This is a genomic window from Pelagibacterium lacus (assembly GCF_003345525.1).
Lineage (GTDB): Bacteria > Pseudomonadota > Alphaproteobacteria > Rhizobiales > Devosiaceae > Pelagibacterium > Pelagibacterium lacus.
This window is the reverse complement of record NZ_QQNH01000005.1, coordinates 62,826-86,928: the sequence shown is the minus strand read 5'-3', so window position 1 is coordinate 86,928 and position 24,103 is coordinate 62,826. Positions and strand designations below refer to the sequence as shown.

Below are 24,103 nucleotides of genomic sequence, written 5' to 3'. Positions count from 1 at the left end.
GGACCAAGACCAATGGCAGACAACAAAATCGGCCGCGTCTCCCAGGTTATGGGCGCCGTTGTGGACGTCACCTTCGACGGCCACCTGCCGGCCATTCTGAACGCGCTCGAAGCGGACAATAACGGCAACCGCCTGGTGCTCGAAGTAGCGCAGCATCTGGGCGAGAACACCGTGCGGACCATTGCCATGGACACGACCGAAGGTCTGGCCCGCGGCGTCGAGGTGAAGGATACCGGGGAAGCCATCTCCGTGCCGGTCGGCGACGAGACGCTGGGCCGCATCATGAACGTGATCGGCGAGCCGATCGACGAGGCCGGCCCGATCAAGACCACCGCCCGGCGCGAGATCCACCAGCCGGCTCCCGAATTCGTCGACCAGGCGACCGAAGCGCAGATTCTGGTCACCGGCATCAAGGTCATCGACCTGCTGGCCCCTTATGCGCGCGGCGGCAAGATCGGCCTGTTCGGCGGCGCCGGCGTGGGCAAGACGGTTCTGATCCAGGAACTGATCAACAACGTCGCCAAGGGCCATGGCGGCTATTCCGTGTTCGCCGGCGTGGGCGAGCGGACCCGCGAAGGCAACGACCTTTATTACGAAATGATCGAATCGGGGGTGAACAAGGACCCCAAGGAACACGACGGCTCGACCGAAGGGTCCAAATGCGCCCTGGTGTTCGGCCAGATGAACGAGCCCCCGGGAGCCCGTGCCCGCGTTGCCCTCACCGGTCTTTCGATCGCCGAGGACTTCCGCGACAAGGGCCAGGACGTGCTGTTCTTCGTCGACAACATCTTCCGGTTCACCCAGGCGGGTTCGGAAGTGTCGGCTCTCCTCGGCCGTATTCCCTCGGCCGTGGGCTATCAGCCAACGCTAGCGACCGACATGGGCGCCCTGCAGGAGCGCATCACCACCACCAGCAAGGGCTCGATCACCTCGGTGCAGGCCATTTACGTGCCGGCCGACGACTTGACCGACCCGGCGCCGGCGACCTCGTTCGCGCACCTTGACGCCACCACGACGCTGAACCGCGCCATCTCGGAAAAGGGCATCTACCCGGCCGTCGACCCGCTCGACTCCACCTCGCGCATGCTCGATCCCCAGATCATCGGCGAAGAGCACTACGAAGTGGCCCGTTCGGTGCAGGAAATCCTGCAGCGCTACAAGTCGCTCCAGGACATCATCGCCATCCTGGGCATGGACGAGCTCTCGGAAGAAGACAAGCTGACCGTGGCCCGCGCCCGCAAGATCGAGCGCTTCATGAGCCAGCCCTTCCACGTGGCCGAAGCCTTCACCAATACCCCGGGCATCTATGTCGAGCTCGAAGACACCATCAAGGCCTTCAAGGGCCTGGTGGCCGGCGAGTACGACCATCTGCCCGAACAGGCCTTCTACATGGTCGGCACCATCGACGATGCGGTCAAGAAGGCCCAGAAGCTGGCTGCCGAAGCGGCCTGATGACGGCGTGCGGGCCTTTGGGCCCGCACCTCTTCCCAATGCTTGAAGAACGGACAGGGACATGGCCGAAGGCGTCAAAGTCGAAATCGTATCGCCCGAAGTGCTGGTGCTGAGTGCCGAGGCGCGCTCGGTGACCGTGCCGGGCACCGAAGGCTATCTGACCGTCCTGGGCCCGCATGCGCCGCTCATGACCACGCTCAAGCCCGGCTTCGTGACGGTGACCGATACCTCGGGAAGCGCCAGGAGCTTTTTTGTCGGCGGCGGTTTTGCCGATATTTCCGATGCCGGCGTCACCATCCTCGCCGAGGAGGCCCGCCCGGCCAGCGATTTCGGCCGCACCGAGATCGAGGCCCGCATCGCCGAGGCGCAGAAGGCGCTCGACGCCGCGAGCGAGATCGAGGACAAGCAGACCGCCCAGAACCGGCTCGATATCTGGAAGAACCTGCTGCTCGAAAGCGCGGCCTTGTCCTCGACGGTGCATTGATCGTCGGGCTGACAGGCCCCACCAGCGACACGAGACCAAAGGGCGCCAGGAGCGCCCTTTTTCGTTTCCGGCTCCCTCACATCGGCAACGATGAATTAATCAACTTTGCGTAGTTTTCCCAATCCCTCCTCGGGGGAGAGGATGAACGAATTCGTCTTAAAGGAGCGGGCGGAATGAAGGGCTTGACCAGCAGAATCCTGGGGCGCGTGCCCATGACCACGACGATAGCGGCGATGGTGGTCAGCGCCGTGGTGCTGTCGGTCGCCGCGGTGGTTGCGGCGGTCTATATCAATCTCTCGGCCAATCAGGATGAGGTCGCCTTCCAGAGCCAGCAGAACAATATCCGGTCCGCCGCGACCATTGTGGGGGGCATGGGCGGCATCCAGGTCGACTGGACCGAGGATGGCAGCATCGATCAGGTCGGCACCTGGGTCATGCCCCGCTTCTACAATGACGACGTCATGAATTCGATCGCTCGCGTCACCGGGGAAACGGCGGCCATCTTCGCCTGGAACGCCGAGGGGGCGCGGTTCGACCAGGTCTCGACCTCGATGACCGACGCCGATGGCAATCCGATCATCCAGGAGCCCATCGCGGCCGATAGCGACCTGCATCGCCAGGTTCTCGAGCAGGGTGCGGTCTATACCCAGACCGAAGTGGCCGGGCGCTCCTATTTCGCCGTCTACCAGCCGATCACTTATCTCTCGGGCACCGATGTGCTGGGACTGCTCTATGTGGGGGTCGGCCAGGAGGCCATTGCCGCGGTCGTCACCGACACGATGAACCTGTTGCTCATCGTCGGCATCGTGGCGGTGCTGGCGATCAGCGTTCTGTCGATCCTCGCCGCGCGCCTCATCGCGCGCCCGATCCCGGTGCTGTCGCAGGTCATGGGCCGGATCGCCGGCAATGCCTTCGATGTCGAGGTGCCCTATACCGACCGGCGCAACGAGGTGGGCGAGATGGCCCGCGCCGTCGAAGTGTTCCGCGACAATGGCCGCAAGGTGGCGCAGATGACCGAGGCGGAAGCCGCGCGCATCATTGCCGACGAGGAGGCGCGCCGCACGATGATGGGCGAATTGCAGGCCTCCTTCGGCGATGTGGTCGACGCCGCGATCGCCGGCGACTTCACGCGCCGTGTCGATGCCCGCTTCGCCGATGCCGAATTGAACGGGCTGGCGGGCTCCGTCAATTCTCTGGTCGAGACGGTTGATCGCGGCTTGCGGGAAACCGGCTCGGTGCTCGGCGCGCTGGCCGAGACCGATCTCACCCGCCGCGTCGAAGGGGACTATCAGGGCGCCTTCGCCCAGCTCAAATCCGATACCAACGCGGTTGCCGAAAAGCTCTGCGACATCGTCATCGAACTGCGCGGCACCTCGCGCACGCTCAAGACTGCCACGGGGGAAATCCTTTCGGGCGCCAACGACCTTTCCGAGCGCACCACGCGCCAGGCCGCAACCATCGAGGAGACCTCGGCGGCCATGGAGCAACTGGCCGCCACGGTGATGGAAAACGCCAAGCGGGCCCAGGACGCTTCCCAGACCGCTGCCTCGGTCACCCGCTCGGCCGAAGAGGGCGGCGAGGTGATGGAAAAGACCACCGCCGCCATGGCGCGGATCACCACCTCCTCGGCCAAGGTCTCCGACATCATCAAGATGATCGACGACATCGCCTTCCAGACCAATCTCCTGGCACTCAACGCTTCGGTGGAAGCGGCGCGGGCCGGCGAAGCGGGCAAGGGGTTTGCCGTGGTCGCCGTCGAGGTTCGGAGGCTGGCGCAATCGGCGGCGGAGGCCTCCTCGGAAGTCAAGGCGCTGATCGAGCAGTCGGCCAGCGAGGTGGATGGCGGCTCCAAGCTCGTCGCGCAGGCGGCGGAAAAGCTGGCCGCCATGCTCGAGGCGGCGCGGGCCAACACCGCGCAGATGCAGGCCATCGCCAATGACAGCCGCGAACAGGCATCGTCCATCGAGGAAGTCAATGCCGCGGTGCGGCAGATGGACGAGATGACCCAGCACAATGCGGCGCTGGTCGAGGAGACCAATGCGGCGATCGCCCAGACCGAGGAACAGGCGACCGCGCTCGACCGCATCGTCGACATCTTCCGGATCGATGCGGGCACCGCGTTCGCGCCGGCCAATCCGGCCGAGGCGAGGGCGTCGCTGGCGCCGGCATCGGCCGATGCCCGGGGCCTGCAGCGCAAGGTTCGGCAGGCGGCCAGCGCCTATCTCGCCAATGGCAATGCGGCGGTCGACGCCGATTGGAGCGAGTTCTGAACATGTGACACGGCGCGCCCTTGATGGGCGTGCCGTCTTCCCATCAATCCGCCAGGGCGGCGGCAACGGCGGCGTGGGCGTGCAGTTCGGTGGTGTCGTAGACCGGCAGCGGGCTGTCGTCGTCGCTGATCAGCATGGCGATCTCGGTGCAACCCAGGATCACCGCTTCCGCGCCCCGCGCCCTCAGGCGGTCGATGGCCTCTACATAGATGGCGCGCGAAGCGTCGCGCACGATGCCGCGGCACAGCTCCTCATAGATGATGGCGTTGAGATTGGTGCGGTCGACCTCGGGGATCAGCGGTTCGAGCCCTTCGCCGCGCAGCCGCTCCTTGTAGAAATCCATCTCCATGGTGAAGCGGGTGCCGAGGAGCCCGACCGTCTCGATACCATCGGCGCGCAGGGCCCGCGCCGTCGGGGTGACGATATGGAGGAAGGGGACGGAAAGCTCCGCCTCGATCGCCTCGGCTACTACATGCATGGTGTTGGTGGCGAGGAGGACGAGATCGGCCCCGCTCCGCTGCAGCCCTCTTGCCGCCCGGGCGAGGATTTCGCCGGCCGCTTGCCAATCGCCCTCGCGCTGCAGGCTTTCGATCGGCGCGAAGTCGAGCGAGGCCATGAGGATGGGCGCCGAATGCAATCCGCCCAGCCGGCGTGCGGTCTCGCGGTTGATGGCGGCATAATAATGCGCCGTCGATTCCCAGCTCATGCCGCCGATAATGCCGATGGTCTTCATGGCTCGGCCCGCGCCGCGCCGTTCAGCCGGGCGGGGATGGGGGCGAAGGCGGCGCAGATCGCCTCATAGGCCGGGCGCTTGAACGGCACGATCAGCTCGGGCAGCGCGGTAAGGTCCTCCCACCGCCACGCGTCGAATTCGGGGTCGAGGCCCTCGGTGTCTCGGGAGAGTTCGATCTCGCTTTCCTCGCCCTCGAACAGGAAGGCGAACCATTTCTGCCGCTGCCCGCGATATTGCCCCCTCAGCGCGATGCCGAGCACCTCGTCGGGGAGGTCGTAATGGATCCAGTCGGTGACCTGGTCGAGGAGGCGGATGGTGCGGATGCCGGTTTCCTCGAACAGCTCGCGATAGGCGGCGGCCAGCGGGTCTTCCCCCGCATCGATGCCGCCTTGCGGCATCTGCCAGGGCGCCAGGACTTCGGACTGGTCCGGGCCGGGGGCCAGGATGCGGCGGGCAATGAACACCTTTCCATCGGCGTTGAACAGGGCGATTCCCACGCAGTCGCGATAGGGCATCTGGTCACGGATCGGGGGCATGGGGGTCAACCTTGTGTCGTCGAAAGCGCGCTGATGGGCACCAGCAGATAGGTGTTCTCGTCGAGGCCATTGGCCCATTCGGCCAGCGTGCGGATGGACACGGGCAGGGCCGAGACGATGCCGATGGCCCGGCCCTCGGCATCGGCTGTGGCCCGGATGTCCTCGAGCGCCGCGAGGATCGCGGTGCGCGAGGGATTGGTGTCGAGGGGCCGGTCGACCCGGGCATAGGGCACCGCGTTCTGGCGCGCCAATTGCGGCGCCACCGAGCGGTTGGAGCTGCCGTCGTCGAGATAGGACAGGCCGCGCAGGCCGAGCTCTTCCATGACCGGGCTGAAATCGGCGGCCGAGGCGGTGAAGCGGGCCCCCATATGGTTGAGCACGCCGGTATAGCCGCCCATGCGCGTCATCAGCCAATAGAGCTTTTCGAGATTGTCGCGCGGCGGCTGCTCGACGAGCAGGGTGTGCGGACCGGGATCGTTCTGGGGATAGTCGAACGGCTCGAGCGGAATTTCGAGCATGATCTCGTGGCCGTCGGCCCGGGCCTCGCGTGTCAGCTGCTCGAGATTGCGGCCATAGGGGGCGAAGGCCAGCGTCATGGTGCCCGGCAGGGACTGGATGGCGTCGCGGGTCGAGGATTCGCTCAGCCCGAGGCCCGAAACCACGATGCCGATCAGCTTGCGCCCGCCGGCCGAAGCCGGGGTCACCGAGGGGCGGGCATAGGCGTCGAAGGGCCGCGTGCCGTCCGCGCCGACCCGGGGCAGGGGGCCGTTGCTGGTCCGCTCGGTGAGATCGGCGCGCGGATCGGCGTCGGAGGCGGCGGGGTCGGCAGCGGCGGCCATATCGCCCAGCGTGATGATCGAAGGCCCGCCGGGAGCCTCGAGCGGGGTAAGCGTCACCGGCTGGCGGGTTTCGGGCGGCGGGGGCGTGGCGAGGTCGTCGGCGATCGCATTGGCCGGGCCCTGGGTGTTGATCGGGGTTTCGGCGACCGGGCGCCCGCCGAGCGGATCGTCGACGAACACCACCCATCCCCCGATCCCCAGCGCGAGGAGGATGAAGAGCCCTGCCCCCAGGCGCCCCCACGGAATATGGGCCGCGCGGGAAGCGGCCCTGGCGCGGCGCTTGCGGCCCAAGGGTGCGTCCAACTCGCCGGTCATGACCCGATCTGCCCCGCCATGGGGCAATTCCCGTGCCCGTGCATCGTCCGCCTGTGATCCCGGCGGGGCCGAATCACGGCACCCGCCCTCATGGCAAGGCTATAACACAGTCCTATTCGGTTTCGAGGTCTTCGTCCCCGGCATTGGGGACGGTGCTGGCGATCACCGCGTCGGGATTGGGCGGAAAGGCTTCATCCTCGGCCACGCCCAGGATGAGGTCGACGGCGTATTGCAGCTGGTTGTCCTCTTCGCGATTGGCGGGAACATAGACCGAGGAACCCACGGTCGCTTCCTCCTCCTCGCCCGATATGTGCCCGGCCAGACCGGCCTCGCCGATGATCTCGTCGAGGCCCTGGAATTCCTCGGGAACGTCCTGGAACACCTGGATGTCGGGCGAGATGCCCAGCGCCTGGATGGAGCGGTTGTTGGGGGTATAGTAGCGCGCCGTGGTGAGGCGCATCGCCCCGTCGAAGCCGAGCGGAATGATCGACTGCACCGATCCCTTGCCGAAGGAGCGCGTGCCAAGGATGGTGGCGCGGGCGTGGTCCTGCAGGGCACCGGCCACGATCTCGGCGGCGGAGGCGGTGCCGCCATTGATCAGCACGATGATCGGGGTGTCGGCGATCAGGGCGTCGAGATCGTCGGGGCCGGCGTCATAGCGCGAATTCTGGCTCGGGATGCGGCCGCGGGTGAGCACCACCGCCCCTTGCGAGAGGAAGGCGTCGGCGACGAACTGGGCCTGGTCGACCAGGCCGCCGGGATTGTTGCGCAGGTCGAGGATGATCCCGGCCGGGCCCGCGCCCGCGCCCTCGGCGAAGATCTCGCCCAGGGCGTCCTCGAGGCCGGAATAGGCCTGCCCCGAAAAGCGCGACAGGCGGATGACCGGCACGTCGCGCTCGGTGCTCCAGCGCACGGCGGAGACCGAAATGACGTCGCGGACCAGCGTCATCTCGATCAACTGGCTGGCGCCCTCGCGCGAGACGACGATATCGACTTCGGTGCCGATCTCGCCGCGCATCATCTCGACGGCCTCGTCGAGGGTCATGCCCATGACCTGCTGGCCGTCGATCTCGACGACGAGATCGTTGGCGAGAATGCCGGCCTTGGAGGCGGGGCTGTCGTCATAGGGCGTCACCACCTTGACCAGGCCTTCCTCCATGGTCACCTCGATGCCCAGCCCGCCAAAGGTGCCGGAGGTGTCCTCGCGCACATCGGCGAAGCTCTCGGGCGAGAGATAGGCCGAGTGCGGATCGAGGGAGGTGAGCATGCCGTCGATGGCGGCCCGGATCAGTTCGGTTTCGCTGGGCGCCTCGATATATTCGTCGCGGATGCGGTCGAGCACCAGGCCGAACAGTTCGAGCTGGCGGTAGAGCTCATCCTGATCGGGTTGCGGCGCCTGGCTCCAGGCCGCCTGAGGGCTGGCCATGGCGCCTGCGACCAGAAATGCGACCAGAACCCGCTTCCACACCATCGCCATCAGTTCGTTCCACTTTCTTGCTGTTCCTGGGGCTGGGCGACCCACCATCCCTGCGGATTGATGGGTGTTTCGCCCTGTCTCAATTCAAAATAGAGGGCTGGACCGTCAAAGTCGGGCCGGATTTCCGCCGGGGGTGTTTCGGTGCCCATGGTGCCGATCCCGGTCCCCATCTGCACGAACTGGCCTCTTTCGACGTCCACCGATTCGAGGCCGGCCAAAACCACTGTATAGTCCTGGCCGGCATTGAGAATGACGATTTGGCCGTAATTGAGGAAGAGCCCGGCATAACTGACCCATCCATCGGCCGGGGCCAGGACGGTCTGGCCGGGCTGGGCGGCGATCAGCTGGCCCTTGCTGGTGCCGCCAAAGCCGTCGGCGGCGCCGTATCCGGCGACCAGCGCTCCGGCGAGCGGGGGCGTCAGATGCCCCTTGGCCGCGGCCAGCGGCACCGCGGGCTCGGTGCGCGAAGTATCCGAGAACGCCACCCTCAGAGTTTCGGCATCGAGCGTGGGCACGTCGCTGCCCACATTGGCGGCGGCGGTGGCTTCGTCGGCGGCGGTCACCGCGTCGATGCGGGTCTGGAGGCCCGCGATCAACTGTTCGAGAGAGGTCGCCCGGTCGGACAGGGCGCGCGCCTCGGCTTCCTCGCGCAACAAATCGTCGCTCAGCCATTCCAGCCCCTGCTTGCGGGCCTCGATCACCGTGGCGATGCGCAGGCGCTCCTCGTTGAGCGTGGCGAGATTGGCGCGCAGGCGGCCGGCCTCTTCCTGGGCGGAGCGCTTGACCTGGGCAATGGCGTTGAGGTCCTCGGTGACGCGGTCGGCCCGGGCCTGCATTTGCGGCAGGACGGAGCCGAGCAGCATGGCGGCGCGCGCCGAGGCGAGGGCGTCGGAGGGATCGACGATGATGGCGGGGGGCGGCTGCGCGGTGATGCGCTGCAGCGAGGCAAGGAGGTTGGAGATCGAGCGGTCATGGCCATCGAGCCTTATGCCGATTTCCCGCTCGGAGGCGAACAGTTCCTCGAGCCGTTCCTCGATGACCCGGACGTCGTCGCTGGCCAGATCGATTCTCTGGGAGGCGGCGGTCAATTCCAGCGCCAATTGGGCGGCGTCGCTGTCCAGCGCCTCGATCTCGGCGCGGATTTCCGCGATGCGCTCGGCGGTGAGGGCCATCGTGTCCTCGACCGTCTGCAGGTCGGATTGCGCCGCGAGGGAGGCGTCGTCGAGCTCGGCATTGGGGATATTTTCGGGCGCCGGCCCGGCTTCGGTGTCCTGCCCGGCGGCGGCCATGGGGAAAAGGCCGGCAAGCGCCGCCAGCGCCAACAGGCTGCGTCGCCTCGTCCCCAGGAATGGGATCAGGGTTTCACCGACAGACTTCAAACGGACATCTCTCCGAATCACTCCGGACAATAGCAGAGTGCCGGGCATCAATCGCCCCGATGGTAGGGGTGGCCCGATAAAATTGTGGTGGCCCGATACAACTGCTCGGCGGCCATGATGCGCACCATCTGGTGCGGCCAGGTCATGGGGGAAAAGGAGAGGACGAGGTCGGCCCGGTCGCGCAATTGCGCATCGATGCCGTCGGCGCCCCCGATGAGGAGGGCAAGGCCGGCGCGGCCGGCGTCGCGCCAATCGGCGATCTGCGCGGCAAAGCGCTCGCTCGTCATGCCCTTGCCGCGTTCATCGAGCGCCACCAGCACGGATTTTTCCGGCAGGGCGGCGGCGATGGCCCGTGCTTCCTCGGCCTTGCGCGCGACAGCGCCCGCTGCCCGGGATTCGGCGAGCTCGGTGACGGTGAAGTCGGTGAGGCCGAGCGTCCTGCCCCCAGCCGTGGCGCGGTCGAGATAACGCGACACGAAATCCCGTTCGGGCCCCGACTTCATGCGCCCGACCACAATGACTTGAATACGCATTCGCTCCCGCGCGGCCTGACGCTAATGCGTGTCCGCTCCGAACTCCGCCGCCCACATCTTCTCGATGTTGTAGAACTCGCGGACTTCGGGCCTGAAAATGTGCACGATCACATCGGAAGCATCCACCAGCACCCAGTCGGCGGCCGGCAGGCCTTCGATGCGGGGCTTGTCGTAGCCATTGTCCTTGAGGGCCTTGACCAACTGGTCGGCAATGGCGGCGACATGGCGGTTCGAGCGCCCGGACGTGACCACCATATGGTCCGAAAGCGACGATTTTCCGGTGATGTCGATGGAGATCGTGTCTTCGGCCTTGGCGTCTTCCAGCGAGGCGACGATGAGGTCGATCAGGGGAACCTGAGGCGAGGCCTCGGGCGCGGTCGTCGGGACCGTATGAGAGGGCGTCGGAGCCATTAGGCCTGAACCTCCGCCCGAACAGGGGCTGTATTGGTCATCAAGTGGGATCAGTTTCCTTTTCCAGTCGGCGGCCGCGCCGCCAGTGTTCATCCAATATGCGCTTCGTCCCCCGGTTTGCCAAGGGCAGCGTCGCGCAAACCGATCATAGTTCGATGTCGTTAATGAGACGGTGCGCTCGGCATCAGGGGTTTGCGCGATCCCCGGCCCGCAGGTCGGTCGAGGACAGCGAACTCATCAGCCCGTGCAGGAACACCCAGGCCGGGGCCGGCATGTCGGGCAGAAGCGCCGCGTCGGTCTCGTCGAGCCGGTAGTCCGCGAACCGGGTCGCGGCCTTGGAGAAGGTGGCGCGGCGAGTCGAGCCGGGCCGGATATAGACGGCGATGGGCAGCAGGGTGAAGATCTCCTCCCAGCGCTCCCAGCGGTGAAATCCGGCCAGGCTGTCGGCGCCCATGATCCAGACGAATTTGCGGTCGGCCAGGGTGCGGCGCAGATGGCTGAGGGTCTGGTAGGTATAGGCAAAGCCGTGCGCGGCCTCGAAGCCGGTGACGCGCATGCGGGGGTGGTCGGCGAGGCGGCGTGCGGCAGTCACCCGCTCGGCCAGGGGGGCGAGCGCCCCGTGGTCCTTGAGCGGGTTGCCCGGGGTCACCAGCCACCACACGGCGTCGAGCCGCAGCCGCTTGAGGCTTTCGCGCGACACCAGCTCGTGGCCCGCATGGGGCGGGTTGAAGCTGCCCCCGAACAGCCCGATGCGCATGCCGGGTGCTGAAGGGGGAAGGTCGGTGATGCCCGGGATGGAAAGGGGCGTGCTCAAGGACGGGTCTGTCCGGCGCCGCGCACGAGATATTTGAAGCTCGTCAATTGCTCCACGCCCACCGGGCCGCGCGCATGCATTTTGCCCGTGGCGATGCCGATCTCGCCGCCAAAGCCGAATTCCCCGCCATCGGCGAACTGGGTCGAGGCGTTGTGCATGAGGATGGCCGAATCGATCTCGTTGAAGAAGCGCTCGACGACCGCCGGGTCCTCGGCGATCACCGCTTCGGTGTGGTGGGAGGAATAGCGCTCGATATGGGCGATGGCCTCGCCCACATCGGCAACCACCTTCACCGCGATGATGGCGTCCTCATATTCGGTGCGCCAATCGTCCTCGGTGGCCGGGGCGGCGGTGGCGAGTGCCTGCTGCACGATAGCGTCGCCGCGGATTTCGCAGCCCTTCTCGATCAGCGCCGTGACGATGGGAACGAGATGGGTGTCCACGACATCCTTATGGACGAGCAGGGTTTCGGCGGCGCCGCAAATGCCGGTGCGGCGCATCTTGGCGTTGGTCACTACCGAAATGGCGAGGTCGAGATCGGCGCTCTTGTCGATATAGACATGCACGAGGCCCTCGAGATGGGCGAAGACCGGAACCCGGGCTTCCGACTGCACGCGGCCCACCAGGCCCTTGCCGCCGCGGGGGACGATCACGTCGATCGCCCCGTCGAGGCCCTTGAGCATTTCCCCGACCGCAGCGCGGTCGGTGGTCGGGACGATCTGGATGCAATCTTCGGGCAGGCCGGCCGCCCGCAGGCCGTCGACGAGGCATTGGTGGATGGCGCGGGAGGAATGGATGCTGTCCGAACCGCCGCGCAGGATCACGGCATTGCCGGCCTTGAGGCACAATGCACCCGCATCGGCGGTGACGTTGGGCCGCGATTCGAAGATCACCCCGATCACCCCCAGCGGTGTGCGGACGCGGGAAATGTCGAGCCCGTTGGGGCGCTGCCAGTTGGCGACGACGGTGCCCACCGGATCGGGCAATCCGGCGACGGCTTCGAGCGCCGCGACGATGGCGTCGAGGCGCTTGTCGTCGAGCAGCAGCCGGTCGAGAAAGGCGGCGCTCATGCCGCCCATCCGCGCCGTCGCCATGTCCTCTGCATTGGCGGCGAGGATTTCGGCCCGGCGGACATCGATGGCCCTGGCCGCGGCGCGCAGGGCCTCGGTCTTTCGTTCCGCCGGCGCATGGGCGAGCACCGAGGCGGCGGCCCGGGCGCGTTGCCCGAGGCCGGCCATGATGTCTGCGAGCGTGGCGGTTGACGATGCAGCGGCGGTCATTATGGCTTCCCCCATCCTGTTCAGTGGCTCAAAAGCACGAGATTGTCGCGGTGCACAAGCTCGGCGCGGGTCGATGGGCCGAGCATGTCCTTGATGGTCTCGCTCTTCTTGCCGATCACGAGGTCGGCGGTTTCCCGGTCGAGCCCGGCGAGGCCGCGGGCGATTTCGCGGCCATTGATGTCGAGGATGGCGATGGTATCGCCGCGGCCGAAATCGCCGCGCAGCTTGATCACCCCGATGGGGAGCAGCGAGCGGCCCGATTGCAGCGCCCGCACGGCGCCGTCATCGATGGTGATGTGCCCGGTCACCTCGAGCGTGCCCATGATCCAGCGCTTGCGGGCGGCGGTGGAGCCGAGCCGTGCGTTGAACAGCGTGTGCCGCCCGCCCTGCTGCAGCGAGGCGATCGGGTGCGGCGCAGTGCCCAGGGCAATGATCATGGCGGTGCCGGCCTGGGTGGCGATCTTGCCGGCGCCGATCTTGGTGGTCATGCCGCCGCGCGACAGGTGGCTGGCCGCGCCGCCCGCCATGGCCTCGATCTCGGGGGTGATCTCGGCCACATGGGGGATATGGCGCGCCTCTGGGTTCTGGGCCGGCGGCGCGGTATAGAGCCCGTCGACATCGGAGAGCAGCACCAGCATGTCGGCCTCGATCATCGTCGCCACCCGGGCCGACAGGCGGTCATTGTCGCCATAGCGGATTTCGAAGGTGGCGACGGAATCGTTCTCGTTGATGATCGGCACAGCGCCGAGGCCGAGCAGCGTGTTGATCGTGGTGCGCGCATTGAGGAAATAGCGGCGCTCCTCGGTGATGTTGGGGGTCAGGAGGATCTGCCCCGTGGTGATCCCATGCGCACCCAGATGGCTGGCCCAGGCCTGGCTGAGGGCGATCTGCCCGGCGCTGGCCGCCGCCTGGCTCTGTTCGAGCGGCAGGGTCTTGCCCGGCAGGCCCAGCAGCCGGCGCCCCAGCGCGATAGCGCCTGAGGATACGATGACGATATCGCGGCCTTCCGCCTTGAGTCCGGCTATGTCCTCGGCCAGCGCCGCGAGCCAGTCGCTGCGCAGTTGGCCCGTCTTGCCGTCGACGAGCAGGGCCGAGCCGATCTTGATCACCAGGCGTCCATGGTCTGCCAGCGCGTTCATCGCGACGATCCGGTCGGCCTGCATCAGGGCACCCATTTGTCCCGCGCCGCCGCCTGGGAGGAGCGCTGCTCGTTGTCGGCGGCGTGGTCGAGGCTTTCGAGCACGGCATAGAGCACCGCATCGACATTGGCGCCGGTGGCGCCGGAGAGGGTAAGCACCGGTCCGCCGCTGGCCGCCTCCAGCGCTCCCTTGCGTTCGGCGAGGGTTTCGGGGTCGAGGGCGTCGGTCTTGTTGAGGCAGAGGATTTCGTCCTTGGTGTCGAGCCCGGCTCCGTAGGCCTCGAGTTCGGACTGGATGATCCTATAGGCGCCTGCCACATCCTCCTGGGTGCCGTCGACGAGGTGGATGAGCACGCCGCAGCGCTCCACATGGCCGAGGAAGCGATCCCCCAGCCCGGCGCCTTCCGAAGCGCCCGCGATCAGCCCGGGGATGTCGGCAAGGACGAATTCGCGTCCTCCGGCCCGCACGACCCCGAGGCCCGGATGGAGAGTGGTGAAGGGATAGTCGGCGATCTTGGGCTTGGCGGCGGTAACCGCGGAGAGGAAGGTCGATTTGCCCGCATTGGGCAGGCCGACGAGGCCCGCATCGGCGATCAGCTTCAGGCGCAGCCAGATCCACTTCTCCTCGCCGGGCAGGCCGGGATTGGCGCGGCGGGGCGCCTGATTGGTCGAGGATTTGAAATGGGCGTTGCCGAAGCCGCCATTGCCGCCCTCGAGCAGTACTTCGCGCTGGCCGACTTCGGTGAAGTCGGCGATGAGGGTTTCCCCGTCCTCCTCGAAGATCTGCGTTCCCACCGGCACCTTGAGCACGGCGTCGCCGCCATCGGCGCCGGTGCGGTTCTGGCCCATGCCGTGCCCGCCGGTCCCAGCCTTGAAATGCTGCTGGTAGCGGTAGTCGATAAGGGTGTTGAGCCCATCGACGCATTCGACGATAACATCGCCGCCCGCGCCGCCATTGCCGCCATTGGGGCCGCCGAACTCGACGAATTTCTCGCGCCGGAAGGCGATCGAGCCGGAGCCGCCATTGCCCGAGCGGATATAGACTTTGGCCTGGTCGAGGAACTTCATCTTGTCTCCAGGGCCTTGTAGAAGGCCTCGCGGGTCAGTTCGGTTTCGATATGGTCGATCTCGGCGTTCTGGGCAAGGCAGATACGCTTGCCGATGCCGGTGCGGACGAAGCCCAGCTTCTCCTGCACGGCCAGCGAGGCCGCGTTGAAGTAGAAGACGCCCGAGACCATGCGATCGGAGCCCGAAGCGCGGAAATACCAGTCGATGGTCGCCGTCGCCGCCTCGGTCATATAGCCCTGGCCCCAATAGGGCTGGCCCAGCCAGTAGCCGATCTCGGCATCGCGGCCTTCCCGGTGCATGCCGCAAAAGCCCATCAGGCCGTTGCGCTTGTCGCACACGGCAAAGGTCACCGAATCCGGCGTCCATTCCCGCTTCTGGCGGATCAGCCAGTCCACCGCCATGTTGATGGTATAGGGGTGGGGGACGCGGGCCAGGTTCTTGGTCACCTCGAAATTGTTGAGCAGGCTTGCGATGCGCGGCGCGTCGCGCAGACGCGGCCGGCGCAGCACCAGGCGCTCGGTGACGATCTCGGGCTGGTCGGTCATCGCCATGCGTCTCCGGTGCAAAGCGCGTCGCTCAACAATAGCGTGGACATGTCGGTCTTGCCAAAACGAAAAAGGGGAGTCGAAACCGACTCCCCTGATCACTAGACGAGCATCGTGCCGGGGAGAAGGTCTCCGGCAGGCTCATGGTCTGCCGGGCTTATTCAGCAGCCTTGACTGGCTCGACCGAAACGAAGCTCTTGCCGCCCGACTTGGTGGCGAAGCTCACCTTGCCGTCGACGAGCGCGAAGATCGTGTGGTCCTTGCCGAGGCCCACATTGGTGCCCGCGTGCCACTTGGTGCCGCGCTGGCGGACGATGATGTTGCCGGCAATGACGGCTTCGCCGCCGAACTTCTTGACGCCGAGGCGGCGGCCGGCTGTATCGCGACCGTTGCGGGACGAACCGCCTGCTTTCTTATGTGCCATGGTTCAAATTCCTCTTGGAAACGGTGTCTTACTGCTGATCGATCTTGGCGCGCGGGGGCTTGCCGGCGATCAGGTCCTTGGCCTGCGCGACCCATTCGTCACGCTCGATGCGGCCCTTGAAGTCGAGTTCGGCGTCGAACTTGGCGATATCGGCTTCGGTCCATGCGGCGATCTGGGCTAGGGTGGTGACGCCGGCGGCGGCCAGCTTCTTTTCCATCGCGGGGCCGACGCCGCCGATCAGCTTGACGTCGTCCTTGAAATCGGCAGCGGGTGCAGCCTCGGCTTTTTCGGCCTTGGCCGGCTTGGTGTCGGTGGCCTTGGCGTCAGCGGGCCTGTCCTCGGCCTTGGCGGCCTTTTTGGGCGCAGCGGCCTTCTTGCCCGAGGGCTTGGCGCCGCCGGTCAGGATCTCGGTGATGCGCACCAGCGTCAGTTCCTGGCGGTGGCCGTTCTTGCGGCGATAATGCTGGCGGCGCTTTTTCTTGAAAATGATGACCTTCTTGTCGCGGAACTGCTCGACGACCTCGCCGGCCACCAGCGCGCCATCGACGAGCGGGGTGCCAAGGGTCACGTCGGCATCGGCGCCAACCATGAGGACATTTTCAAACGTAACGGCATCGCCGGCCTCGCCCGCGAGCTTTTCGACGCGGACCAGATCGTTGGCAGCGACCTTGTACTGCTTGCCACCGGTCTTGATGACTGCAAACATATGCATTCGCCGGGTTTTCGAACCCGGTTCCCTTCGCTTTCGCACCTGACGGCGCCGCGGATGATCGCCCAGAAATTCCGCGGACTTTAAGGCCGGAAAACTCCGGCGGGCAGCCTGTGGCAGCGTGTTTCAACAAAAACAAACGGCGCATGGACCAGGGCCAATGCGCGTTCGGGGCCGCTTATCGATGCAAAAGGCCCAAGAGTCAAGGGGAACCCTCGCCAAGGGGAGCGATGGGCGCGGGGTCAGACCGGCCCGTACCAATCCCGCGCCACGATCCGGGTTTGGCTGTCCTCGGGCATGGCGGCGACCAGGGCCTCGGGCTCGGTGCCGATGGCGTCGTAGGGGAAGCGGTAATGGAAGGGATAGGCATAGCGCGGCTGCACCTTTCCAATCGCCTCCACCACCTGGTCGGGGGTCATGGTAAAGGGCAGGTTCATGGGAAAGAACGCGATGTCGACCGCGCCCAGCGCCTCCATTTCCGGCGTCGGCTCGGTATCCGAGGCGAGGTAGACGCGGGTGCCGGCAAAGTCGAACAGATAGCCGTTGCCCACGCCCTTCTCATGGTATTTCTGCCGCTCGGGCGTCGTGTTGTACATGGCGACGGCGCGGATCTGGATGCCGTTGTGCTCGGTCTCGTCCCCATTGGCCAGAGTCCGGGTTCGCGCCGCAATGGCCGGCGGCAACTGGTCGAAAACGGTTTGCGGCGCGATGACCACCGTCTCGTCTCCCAGCACGGCCTCGAGGGTTTCGAGGTCGAGATGATCGCCGTGATGGTGGGTGAGCATGATGAGGGTCGGCGCGGCAAAGGGCGCGAAGCGCTGGGCGCCGCCCACCGGATCGCACAGGATCGTCTCCCCGTTCCATTCCAGGACCAGGGTCGCGTGGTGGATCGGGGTGATGATCAGCGGTCCCCTGGCGGTTTCATAGCTGTCGCGGTCGTACATGGTTTCTCCTCACGGGCTGGGCGGCGGTTCGGCCGACAAGGACCCCCGCACAGATTTCGGTAACCTTGGCGCTGTATAGGTCAAGGGCTGTTGGCTTTTTGGCTCTCTCCCCGGGGGCCGGGTTGGAACGAGTACGCTCTGATGAGACTGATAATCGGCACCATTATCGTTTTTGCGTCGGTCCTGGGCGGCTATACCGTCATGGGCGGCCATCTCGAAGTGCTGTGGCAGCCTTTCGAAGCCGTGATCATTCTGGGCGCCGCCTTCGGCGCCTTCATCATTGCAAACACCAAGGCAGTGCTCAAGCAATCGCTGGGGGTGTTCGGCATCCTGTTCCGGGGGCCGCGCTACAACAAGCAGTCCTATGTGGAGCTGCTGGGCCTGCAATTCACCATTTTTCGCCTCATCCAGTCGCAGGGACCGCTGGCGCTGGAACGCCATATCGAAGATCCGCACAATTCCGATCTGTTCGCGCGCTTTCCCAGCTTCGCCTCCAATCATCACGCCGTCGAGTTCATGCGCGACTATCTGCGCATGGTGACCGTGGGCACCTATGCCCCGCACGAGCTCGAAGCCCTGATGGACGAGGAGCTCGAGACCCATAATCAGGAGCAGGAGCGGCTGATCAACGCCATCCAGGCCATTGCCGACGGCACGCCGGCGCTGGGCATCGTTGCTGCGGTCCTGGGGGTCATCAAGACCATGGGCGCAATTTCGGAGCCGCCGGAAGTGCTCGGGCACATGATCGGCGGGGCCCTGGTGGGTACGTTTCTCGGCGTCTTCTGCGCCTATGGGTTCTTCGCGCCCATGGCCCAGGCGCTGCGCAATATCCACGAGGCGGAATCGAAGTATTTCCTGTCGATGAAGGCGGGGCTCCTGGCCCATGTTTCCGGCTATGCCCCCTCGATCGCCATCGAATTCGCGCGCAAGGCGGTGATGTCGGAGGACCGGCCCACATTCGACGAGGTCGAAAGGTCGACCTCCGATCTCAAGCTGGCCACACGCTAGACCCCGAGGCTCCATGGCTACCAATTCCGCCGTCGTCATCAAGAAGTCCAAGCGCGTCAAGCACAGCCATCATGGCGGCGCGTGGAAGATCGCCTATGCCGATTTCGTGACGGCCATGATGGCGTTCTTTCTGTTGCTGTGGCTGATCTCGATGACCACGCCCGAGCAGAAGGAGGGTCTTGCCGATTATTTCGCGCCGCCCAACGTCTCGCCCTCCACCAGCGGTTCGGGCGGCGTCATGGGCGGGCGGGCGCCCGATGACGATGGCGCCATGACCGCGGTGACCGAGACCATGCCGCATGCGGCCGGCGGGCTCGCTTCCGCGCTGGAGCGCGAGGATGCCCAGTCCATGCCGGCCCGGCGCAGCGCGGAGGAGGGGGTTTCCGATCCCCAGGATTTCCACAGCGCGGCGGCCAGCATAAGGCAGGCCTGGCAGGCCCTGCCCGACATCGCCGAGATCGCCGAAAGCCTCATCGTGCAGCAGACCGAGGAGGGGCTCGATATCCTCCTGCTCAACCAGGCCGGCCGCCCCATGTTCCCGGAAGGCTCGAAATACCTTCTCGACTGGGCGCGCGGTGCGGTCGCGGCCATCGCTCCCGTGCTGCAGCGCCTGCCCAACCAGGTGCGGATATCGGGGCATACGGTGGCGGGGCTGGCCTATTCCGAGCCGGGCTATGGCAGCTGGGAATTGACCAGCGACCGCGCCAATACGGTGCGCGGCGTCCTGGCGGAATATGGCTTGTCCGAGGATCATATCCATTCGGTGGTCGGGCGCGCCGATGCCGAACCCTATTTCGCCGACAATCCCTATCTGGCCGCCAACGAGCGCATCCGGATCACCGTGCTCAACGCCCCCCCGCCGATCCCCTCCGACCTGCGGCCGTGAACAATTGCGCACAAGGCTGTTGCGGCGTGCCAAGTGCTATGCCATATAGCGCGCACCAAGCGACCCATACGCGCGATATTCGCCCGTAAAGACGGAGAGGTGCCGGAGTGGTCGAACGGGGCGGTCTCGAAAACCGTTGAGCGCGCAAGCGTTCCGAGGGTTCGAATCCCTCCCTCTCCGCCATAAATCCAAGCTCTTGAAATTGCAGGACTTAGTGTTTCCTCCGCACGCGGTTGTACTCCCGAAAGTACAACCTCATGTGCGCACACTATCTCGCCCGCAAAGGCTCCGCCTGGACCTTCCAGATCCGTCTCCCTGTTGATCTTGCCCGGGACTCGACTCTTTCGCGAATCCGTATTCCCCTAGGTGCGATGACTGCGCCCGAGGCCAGAAGGCAAGCCCTGCTCATGGCTGCTGCGGCGCAGATCGCGCTCAGGAGAGTGCGTAGCATGGATGGAACAACCCTTGCCGGCGGAGCGGCGAAAGTCTCCAAAAAGATGATCGAGGCGCTGCTTCCATTCCTGAGGGGACTTGGTGCGCTGTCCGAAATCGCCGATCAGGAGCACGATCCTGGTGTGGTCGATCACGTTTTCGATGTGCTTGCCCAGATCGGACACGATCAGGCCGAAGGGAAGGGCCTGTTCGCCAATCCAGACTTGGATCCAGAACCGGTGCCGATCAAGACCGATGCATCGCTGGAGATCATCCGCTTGCCCTATTCGGGGGACGAGTTCGGTATGCCGTCCAACTTGCACATCCTTGGCACGATGAACACCGCCGACCGGTCGATCGCACTTCTCGACACCGCACTCCGACGCCGTTTCACCTTCCGTGAGATGATGCCCGATGCATCCGTCCTCGAAGATGTTATTAGGCGTGCAATTTTGACCCCAGTTTGGGGTTAATCGGCATCCAATTTTGACCCCCTTATTTTGTTTGTTTCACTGCCTGTTTTCCCTTTTTGACAGGCGGTTGGGGGATGAAGTGCGTGGATACGATTGCGCGGGTCCGTCGGGCCTATTTTGTTCAGGGCAAATCCATCAAGCAGATCGAGCGTGAACTGCATGTTGCACGCAACACGGTGCGCAAGATCATTCGCTCGGGTGAGACGCGCTTTTCCTATGAGCGAGAGACCCAGCCCCTGCCGGCCATTGGGCCGTGGCAGGCAGAGCTGGATCGTTTACTGCTGACCAATGAAGGCAAGGTCTCGCGGGAGCGCCTGACGCTGATCCGGATCTATGAAGAGCTTTGCGGTCTTGGCTATGAGGGTAGCTATGACGCGGTCCGCCGTTATGGGCGGCGCTGGAGCCGTGAGCGCTCGCAATCGGCATCCTCGGCCTATGTGCCGCTGAGTTTTTCTGCCGGGGAAGCTTACCAGTTCGACTGGAGTCACGAGATCGTCATTCTCAATGGCACAACGGTCACGATCAAGGTCGCCCACATGCGGCTTTGCCATAGCCGCATGATGTTTGTGCGGGCCTATCCGCGCGAGACCCAGGAGATGGTGTTCGATGCCCATGACCGGGCGTTCGCTTTCTTCAAAGGCGCCTGCACGCGCGGCATCTACGACAACATGAAGACCGCGGTCGAGACGATCTTTGTAGGCAAGGAGCGGCTCTACAACCGGCGTTTTCTGCAAATGTGCAGCCATCATCTGGTCGACCCCGTTGCCTGCACGCCGGCCTCAGGCTGGGAGAAGGGGCAGGTCGAGAACCAGGTGGGTCTTATCCGCGAGCGGTTCTTCACGCCCCGTCTGCGCTTTGCATCCTATGAGGAGCTCAACGCCTGGCTTTTGGACAAGACCATCGCCTATGCCCGGGCGCACAAGCATCCCGAGTTCGGCGACCGCACAATCTGGGATGTGTTCGAAGCCGAGCGGCCCAGCCTGGTTCCCTTTACCGGACGCTTCGATGGCTTCCATGCGGTGACCGCTTCGGTGGCCAAGACGTGCCTGGTGCGGTTCGACAACAATAAATACTCAGTGGCGGCCCATGCCGTCGGCCGACCTGTCGAGATCAGGGCCTATGCCGATCGGGTCGAGATCCGGCAGGACGGTGTCATCGTGGGAGAACACGCCCGCTGTTTTGGCCGTGATCAGACTCTCTTCGATCCCTGGCATTACGTGCCTGTTCTGGCCCGCAAGCCTGGCGCGCTGCGCAACGGCGCACCCTTCAAGGATTGGGTCCTGCCAGCCAGCATCGAGAAGATACGCCGCCGGCTGGCATCGGCAAACGATGGCGATCGCCAGATGGTCTCGATCCTGACCAGCGTGCTCAGCGATGGTCTGCCCGCTGTCGAGGCCGCCTGTGCCGAAGCCCTGCGCGAAGGGGTGGCTGGCACGGGGCTCCGTGTGTCGTCGCAAGGTGGCCATCGGGAGTGTCTCTACGAAGGCGAGACCGGGCGCTTCCGCACAAGACCGGACCTCATCGTCCGGCAGGGCGAGAAGATCGCGCTTATCATCGATACCAAGTGGAAGCGCATGACGCCGCGGATCGATGATCCGAAGCAGGGCGTCAGTCAGGCGGACGTCTACCAGTTGATGGCTTACGGCCGGCTATACAACTGCCCAAACGTCGTGTTGCTTTATCCCCATCATGGCGAGTTGCCGCCCGATCCGATCCGCCGGCGATACTCAATCGCGACAAAGGGCGCAGATGAAACGCTGATCGTGGCAACTCAAGACCTCGCCGGTACACAGAGAGACCACAAGGCAGCTCTTCGGCAACTAGTATTGGGCTGCTCAGGCTGCTATGGGGCCTTGGACGAAAACAGTACGACGCCTCGCTTTTCCAGGCAACATGGGGAGTAAGAGCCACATTTGGGCAATTCGCTAACGGTGTGTCCTGAGGGCATTTGAACCCAGTCCCGTTCCATCCGCCATTATCCAAAGTCACAGCATCAGCGGGTGGTCACCGGTCCTTTTGGGGAGGTGAAGAACTGGGCTTCCTGGCCTGACATCGTCAGCATCCAATCGATCAAACGGCGCGTTTTGGTCGAAACGGACTTATCGGTTGGCCACAGGACGTAAATTGCCAAGCCGGTCTGCAAGGGCGAATCGAAGGGACGAATGAGTTCGCCCGAAGCGAGTTCTTCGCCAAGGATACTGATCTGGCCCATGGCGAGGCCGCGGCCCTGAATGGCTGCGCTGTAGGCCAGGACCGAAGTATCGTAGACCGCCGTGTTCGTTTGGGGAATAGCGATGCCCGCGCTGGCGATCCAGTCATCCCAGACGCGGCGGCGGTATTTCGATTGGATCAGCTCGACGTGTTTGAGGTCCTGGGGCGACCGGAAATGGTTCATGCGCTCGGCGTAATCGGGGCTGCAGACGACGTCGACGCTTTCGTCGAATATTTTCCGACCCCTGGCATCGGGCCAGGTTCCATCACCCATCTGCACCGCTACATCCAGGTGCGTGCCGCGAAAATCGAGCGGTTCGATGCGCGTGTCGAACCGGATGCGGTAGTCGGGATACAGGGCGCGGAACGCACCCAGTTGCGGCAAGAGCCAATAATGGGCGAGCGTGGGGTAGATCCGAAGATTGATCGTGCGTTCGCGTTCGCGGGTCAGAACGCGTTCGGTTGCGTCCTCGAGCTCGTCGAAGAGGCCGGCGATCTGCTCTCCGAAGGTCCGGCCCGCTTCGGTCAGCTTGACCGATCGCGACCCCCGCTCGAAGAGTTTTACGCCCAGATAGGCCTCGAGGATCGAGATCTGCCTGCTGATGGCGACCTGGGTGATTCCCATGTGTTGGGCGGCGGCCGTAAACGTGCCGTAACGCGATGCAATGGCAAAGGCGCGCAGGGGATTGAGTGGCAAATTGTGATCTTTATCGTCCATCTCAGGCATTTTCTCCCAGGCGGAAACCGCTTTCAACGCCGCTTTGCTCCACCCAGACCGGAGCCAGCAAAAGGCTGAAAAAAAGTCAGGCCCAGCGCCTTTCATAAGGTGCATGATGGGTGGCTGCAAATCCATTTGGCAGGGGATGACATGGACTATGAGTGTATCGGCGACGACGCCGGCAAGGACCATTTGCTTCTTGTCCATGGCCTGTTGTCGAGCCGGAACCATTGGATGGGCAATGTCGAGCGCTTGGGCGCGCGGTACAATCTGGTCCTGGTCGATCTTCCCGCGCACGGGTCAAGCGCCGCGTCGCTCGATCCGGAAGCCTGGCATCCGGACGCCATGGTCGCCGACCTCGACGCCATTCGCGCACAACTGGGCATCGGTCGATGGTTCATTTGCGGCCAGAGTTTCGGCGCCGGCCTAACCATCCGCTATGCGCTCAGCCATCCCGCCCGCATCATCGCGCAGGCCTTTACCAATGCGCGTACCGCCTTCAGGAATGAAGCCGATCTGAGCGAACACGCTGCCCGCGCCGAGCGGATCGCGAAATTGCGCGAAAGCGGGATCGAAGGGCTCCGGCGCGAGCGGTTCCATCCCCGGTTCGCACGCCGTTTCCCCGATAGCGTTCGGGAGACGCTTTCGCGCGACGCCGATCGGATCGATGTGGCCGGCTACGTCAAAATCCTGGAAATTTCCCTGCCATCGGCCTCTCTTGCCGGCCGGGTTGCCGACTGCACGGTGCCGTCGCTTCTGATAAATGGCAGGCATGAGCGCATTTTCCAGCCCGTTCGCCAGAGTCTCGAAGCCGATTGGCCGGGGCTCGAAATCGTCGATATCGATGGTGGCCACTCGGTCAATATCGAAAACCCCGAGGGCTTCGACGCCGAACTTCTGGCGTTCTTTGGGCGCTATGGAAAGGCCCGCTCCCAGGAGCGACCGCCAGCCTGATCGCAGGTAAGGGTGCGGTGATTCTATCGAGGTTGAGTCCGGGGCGGGCCTTGCGGATTATCGGTGTCAC

The 24,103-nt window shown here is 64.9% G+C and carries 24 protein-coding genes and 1 tRNA gene; 9 read left to right on the top strand and 16 right to left on the bottom strand.

Annotated features, from left to right (window positions below; all coding sequences use genetic code 11):
- The first annotated feature begins 12 nt into the window (after positions 1–12).
- The 3 genes from atpD to DVH29_RS05420 all read left to right on the top strand — a co-directional run bounded on the left by atpD (position 13) and on the right by DVH29_RS05420 (position 4,206).
- Entirely contained in the window at positions 13–1,452 is a 1,440-nt protein-coding gene (gene atpD, locus DVH29_RS05430; protein WP_114645145.1) for a F0F1 ATP synthase subunit beta, read from the top strand.
- Between the two features lie 61 nt (positions 1,453–1,513).
- Positions 1,514–1,936, top strand: coding sequence for a F0F1 ATP synthase subunit epsilon (locus tag DVH29_RS05425; RefSeq protein WP_114645144.1), 423 nt, complete (start codon positions 1,514–1,516; stop codon positions 1,934–1,936).
- 182 nt (positions 1,937–2,118) lie between these two features.
- Positions 2,119–4,206: a methyl-accepting chemotaxis protein gene (locus DVH29_RS05420; RefSeq protein ID WP_245944889.1), complete on the top strand. Its 2,088-nt coding sequence runs from the start codon at positions 2,119–2,121 to the stop codon at positions 4,204–4,206.
- Positions 4,207–4,249: 43 nt separating this feature from the next.
- Here DVH29_RS05420 and DVH29_RS05415 read toward each other — a convergent pair whose 3' ends face one another.
- The 15 genes from DVH29_RS05415 to DVH29_RS05345 all read right to left on the bottom strand — a co-directional run bounded on the left by DVH29_RS05415 (position 4,250) and on the right by DVH29_RS05345 (position 17,351).
- Positions 4,250–4,939: an aspartate/glutamate racemase family protein gene (locus DVH29_RS05415; protein WP_114645143.1), complete on the bottom strand. Its 690-nt coding sequence runs from the start codon at positions 4,937–4,939 to the stop codon at positions 4,250–4,252.
- The gene (locus DVH29_RS05410; RefSeq protein WP_114645142.1) at positions 4,936–5,475 is read right to left on the bottom strand and encodes an RNA pyrophosphohydrolase; all 540 of its coding nucleotides are present in this window, start codon (positions 5,473–5,475) and stop codon (positions 4,936–4,938) included. The genes DVH29_RS05415 and DVH29_RS05410 overlap by 4 nt, the downstream gene beginning before the upstream one ends.
- 5 nt (positions 5,476–5,480) lie before the next feature.
- Complete coding sequence (locus tag DVH29_RS05405; protein ID WP_114645141.1) at positions 5,481–6,629, bottom strand: divergent polysaccharide deacetylase family protein; 1,149 nt, start codon at positions 6,627–6,629, stop codon at positions 5,481–5,483.
- 112 nt (positions 6,630–6,741) lie between these two features.
- The gene (locus DVH29_RS05400; RefSeq protein WP_342769875.1) at positions 6,742–8,106 is read right to left on the bottom strand and encodes a S41 family peptidase; all 1,365 of its coding nucleotides are present in this window, start codon (positions 8,104–8,106) and stop codon (positions 6,742–6,744) included.
- On the bottom strand, positions 8,106–9,485 hold the full coding sequence (locus DVH29_RS05395) for a murein hydrolase activator EnvC family protein (protein WP_158541571.1): 1,380 nt from the start codon (positions 9,483–9,485) through the stop codon (positions 8,106–8,108). The genes DVH29_RS05400 and DVH29_RS05395 overlap by 1 nt, the downstream gene beginning before the upstream one ends.
- Before the next feature lie 47 nt (positions 9,486–9,532).
- Entirely contained in the window at positions 9,533–10,018 is a 486-nt protein-coding gene (rlmH, locus tag DVH29_RS05390; protein ID WP_114645138.1) for a 23S rRNA (pseudouridine(1915)-N(3))-methyltransferase RlmH, read from the bottom strand.
- Positions 10,019–10,039: 21 nt separating this feature from the next.
- The gene (gene rsfS / locus DVH29_RS05385; protein WP_114645137.1) at positions 10,040–10,429 is read right to left on the bottom strand and encodes a ribosome silencing factor; all 390 of its coding nucleotides are present in this window, start codon (positions 10,427–10,429) and stop codon (positions 10,040–10,042) included.
- Positions 10,430–10,613: 184 nt separating this feature from the next.
- Positions 10,614–11,243 (bottom strand): nicotinate-nucleotide adenylyltransferase, encoded by a 630-nt coding sequence (locus DVH29_RS05380; RefSeq protein WP_114645136.1) that lies wholly within the window; start codon positions 11,241–11,243, stop codon positions 10,614–10,616.
- A complete protein-coding gene (locus DVH29_RS05375) occupies positions 11,240–12,523 on the bottom strand; it encodes a glutamate-5-semialdehyde dehydrogenase (protein WP_245944888.1) in 1,284 nt (427 codons plus the stop codon). Before DVH29_RS05375 ends, DVH29_RS05380 begins: the two co-directional genes overlap by 4 nt.
- A gap of 20 nt (positions 12,524–12,543) precedes the next feature.
- Positions 12,544–13,698: a glutamate 5-kinase gene (gene proB, locus DVH29_RS05370; protein WP_114645134.1), complete on the bottom strand. Its 1,155-nt coding sequence runs from the start codon at positions 13,696–13,698 to the stop codon at positions 12,544–12,546.
- Entirely contained in the window at positions 13,686–14,729 is a 1,044-nt protein-coding gene (gene obgE / locus DVH29_RS05365) for a GTPase ObgE (RefSeq protein ID WP_114645133.1), read from the bottom strand. The genes proB and obgE overlap by 13 nt, the downstream gene beginning before the upstream one ends.
- Positions 14,726–15,280 carry a GNAT family N-acetyltransferase gene (locus DVH29_RS05360; protein WP_114645132.1) on the bottom strand — a complete coding sequence of 185 codons (555 nt, stop codon included), beginning with the start codon at positions 15,278–15,280 and terminating at the stop codon, positions 14,726–14,728. Before DVH29_RS05360 ends, obgE begins: the two co-directional genes overlap by 4 nt.
- Positions 15,281–15,431: 151 nt before the next feature.
- A complete protein-coding gene (gene rpmA / locus DVH29_RS05355; RefSeq protein ID WP_114645131.1) occupies positions 15,432–15,698 on the bottom strand; it encodes a 50S ribosomal protein L27 in 267 nt (88 codons plus the stop codon).
- Between the two features lie 28 nt (positions 15,699–15,726).
- Entirely contained in the window at positions 15,727–16,404 is a 678-nt protein-coding gene (locus DVH29_RS05350) for a 50S ribosomal protein L21 (RefSeq protein ID WP_114645245.1), read from the bottom strand.
- A gap of 245 nt (positions 16,405–16,649) precedes the next feature.
- On the bottom strand, positions 16,650–17,351 hold the full coding sequence (locus DVH29_RS05345; protein WP_114645130.1) for an MBL fold metallo-hydrolase: 702 nt from the start codon (positions 17,349–17,351) through the stop codon (positions 16,650–16,652).
- Between the two features lie 141 nt (positions 17,352–17,492).
- On the opposite strand from DVH29_RS05345, the gene motA reads away from it, so the two are divergent.
- From motA to istA, 5 genes are all read left to right on the top strand, one after another.
- Positions 17,493–18,359 (top strand): flagellar motor stator protein MotA, encoded by an 867-nt coding sequence (motA, locus tag DVH29_RS05340; RefSeq protein WP_114645129.1) that lies wholly within the window; start codon positions 17,493–17,495, stop codon positions 18,357–18,359.
- 13 nt (positions 18,360–18,372) lie between these two features.
- Positions 18,373–19,245: a flagellar motor protein MotB gene (locus tag DVH29_RS05335; protein ID WP_114645128.1), complete on the top strand. Its 873-nt coding sequence runs from the start codon at positions 18,373–18,375 to the stop codon at positions 19,243–19,245.
- Positions 19,246–19,338: 93 nt separating this feature from the next.
- Positions 19,339–19,428 (top strand) — tRNA-Ser (locus tag DVH29_RS05330).
- A 266-nt stretch (positions 19,429–19,694) separates the two neighbouring features.
- On the top strand, positions 19,695–20,150 hold the full coding sequence (locus DVH29_RS05325; RefSeq protein WP_147276008.1) for a hypothetical protein: 456 nt from the start codon (positions 19,695–19,697) through the stop codon (positions 20,148–20,150).
- Positions 20,151–20,224: 74 nt separating this feature from the next.
- Positions 20,225–22,054 carry an IS21 family transposase gene (istA, locus tag DVH29_RS05320; protein ID WP_114645126.1) on the top strand — a complete coding sequence of 610 codons (1,830 nt, stop codon included), beginning with the start codon at positions 20,225–20,227 and terminating at the stop codon, positions 22,052–22,054.
- Positions 22,055–22,143: 89 nt separating this feature from the next.
- Here istA and DVH29_RS05315 read toward each other — a convergent pair whose 3' ends face one another.
- The gene (locus DVH29_RS05315; protein ID WP_245944887.1) at positions 22,144–23,115 is read right to left on the bottom strand and encodes a LysR substrate-binding domain-containing protein; all 972 of its coding nucleotides are present in this window, start codon (positions 23,113–23,115) and stop codon (positions 22,144–22,146) included.
- 114 nt (positions 23,116–23,229) lie between these two features.
- On the opposite strand from DVH29_RS05315, the gene DVH29_RS05310 reads away from it, so the two are divergent.
- Positions 23,230–24,033 (top strand): alpha/beta fold hydrolase, encoded by an 804-nt coding sequence (locus tag DVH29_RS05310; RefSeq protein ID WP_114645124.1) that lies wholly within the window; start codon positions 23,230–23,232, stop codon positions 24,031–24,033.
- Positions 24,034–24,103 lie beyond the last annotated feature (70 nt).

Coding starts and splice junctions, on each gene's coding strand:
- DVH29_RS05400 (WP_342769875.1), bottom strand. CDS start 8,106: ATGGCGATGGTGTGGAAGCGGGTTCTGGTCGCATTTCTGGTCGCAGGC.
- rpmA (WP_114645131.1), bottom strand. CDS start 15,698: ATGGCACATAAGAAAGCAGGCGGTTCGTCCCGCAACGGTCGCGATACA.
- rsfS (WP_114645137.1), bottom strand. CDS start 10,429: ATGGCTCCGACGCCCTCTCATACGGTCCCGACGACCGCGCCCGAGGCC.
- atpD (WP_114645145.1), top strand. CDS start 13: ATGGCAGACAACAAAATCGGCCGCGTCTCCCAGGTTATGGGCGCCGTT.
- DVH29_RS05335 (WP_114645128.1), top strand. CDS start 18,373: ATGGCTACCAATTCCGCCGTCGTCATCAAGAAGTCCAAGCGCGTCAAG.
- DVH29_RS05375 (WP_245944888.1), bottom strand. CDS start 12,523: ATGACCGCCGCTGCATCGTCAACCGCCACGCTCGCAGACATCATGGCC.
- DVH29_RS05360 (WP_114645132.1), bottom strand. CDS start 15,280: ATGGCGATGACCGACCAGCCCGAGATCGTCACCGAGCGCCTGGTGCTG.
- DVH29_RS05325 (WP_147276008.1), top strand. CDS start 19,695: ATGGATGGAACAACCCTTGCCGGCGGAGCGGCGAAAGTCTCCAAAAAG.
- DVH29_RS05425 (WP_114645144.1), top strand. CDS start 1,514: ATGGCCGAAGGCGTCAAAGTCGAAATCGTATCGCCCGAAGTGCTGGTG.
- DVH29_RS05415 (WP_114645143.1), bottom strand. CDS start 4,939: ATGAAGACCATCGGCATTATCGGCGGCATGAGCTGGGAATCGACGGCG.
- motA (WP_114645129.1), top strand. CDS start 17,493: ATGAGACTGATAATCGGCACCATTATCGTTTTTGCGTCGGTCCTGGGC.
- DVH29_RS05310 (WP_114645124.1), top strand. CDS start 23,230: ATGGACTATGAGTGTATCGGCGACGACGCCGGCAAGGACCATTTGCTT.
- istA (WP_114645126.1), top strand. CDS start 20,225: ATGAAGTGCGTGGATACGATTGCGCGGGTCCGTCGGGCCTATTTTGTT.
- DVH29_RS05350 (WP_114645245.1), bottom strand. CDS start 16,404: ATGTTTGCAGTCATCAAGACCGGTGGCAAGCAGTACAAGGTCGCTGCC.
- DVH29_RS05410 (WP_114645142.1), bottom strand. CDS start 5,475: ATGCCCCCGATCCGTGACCAGATGCCCTATCGCGACTGCGTGGGAATC.
- DVH29_RS05405 (WP_114645141.1), bottom strand. CDS start 6,629: ATGACCGGCGAGTTGGACGCACCCTTGGGCCGCAAGCGCCGCGCCAGG.
- DVH29_RS05345 (WP_114645130.1), bottom strand. CDS start 17,351: ATGTACGACCGCGACAGCTATGAAACCGCCAGGGGACCGCTGATCATC.
- rlmH (WP_114645138.1), bottom strand. CDS start 10,018: ATGCGTATTCAAGTCATTGTGGTCGGGCGCATGAAGTCGGGGCCCGAA.
- obgE (WP_114645133.1), bottom strand. CDS start 14,729: ATGAAGTTCCTCGACCAGGCCAAAGTCTATATCCGCTCGGGCAATGGC.
- proB (WP_114645134.1), bottom strand. CDS start 13,698: ATGGGTGCCCTGATGCAGGCCGACCGGATCGTCGCGATGAACGCGCTG.